Raw genomic sequence first — 816 nt, forward strand, 5'->3', positions numbered from 1 at the left:
AAATCCCCCGCCGTCACCCCCGCCCCGACCCCTGGCGCGCCGGTCAGTTCCAGCACCCAGTCGGCGGCACCATCGCCGTTCTGATCGCCGATCAGAAGACCCCCGGCGGCGAAGTGGTAGAATGAGGCCTGCCCGCCGCCGAGCAATCCGCCCGTGCCGTTGAACGTGGTGTTCAGTGCGGTCAGGTCGATCCGGTCCTCCCCGGACTGGAAGCCCGTGATCACATCGCGGCCCGCCCCGATGCCGATATGGTTGGCCGAGGCGAAGACGAAACTGTCCGCGCCGGGCCCGCCATTCATCACGTCCTTGCCGGTTCCGCCATGGATCGTGTCATTGCCAAGGCCGCCCCAGATCGTGTTGCTGCCGGCCGAGCCAAAGATCACGTCATTGCCCGCGCCCCCGCCGATATTGTCGTGGCCCAGCCCGCCATAGACCGTATCAGCCCCGTCGCCGCCCCGGATCGTGTCATTGCCCGCACCGCCGCCGATGAAATCGCCGCCTGCACCGGCCTGAATGAAATCCGACCCGCCATTGCCGAAAAGCTGGTTGGTGCCATTGCCGCCACCATAAATGCTGTCCGACCCTGCGCCGCCCTGCACCGTGTCATTGCCGAGCCCGCCCCAGATGGTATTCGCCCCCGCCGCCCCGAAGATCAGGTCATCTCCGGCGCCGCCGCCGATATTGTCGTGGCCAAGCCCGCCATAGATCGTATCGGCTGCATCGCCGCCCCGGATCGTGTCATTCCCGGCGCCGCCGCCGATGAAATCGCCGCCATTGCCTGCAAAGATCAGGTCATCTCCGCCATTTCCGAACAGC

1 protein-coding gene is annotated in these 816 nt (G+C 66.4%); it reads right to left on the reverse strand.

Going from position 1 to position 816, the window contains the following annotated elements; all coding sequences use genetic code 11:
- Positions 1-816, reverse strand: an 816-nt coding sequence (locus JL811_RS19870) for a calcium-binding protein (RefSeq protein ID WP_273542518.1), incomplete at both ends; no start/stop codon positions are given.

The sequence above is a fragment of the Szabonella alba genome, from assembly GCF_016765775.1.
In the GTDB taxonomy this organism is placed as follows: Bacteria; Pseudomonadota; Alphaproteobacteria; order Rhodobacterales; family Rhodobacteraceae; genus Szabonella; species Szabonella alba.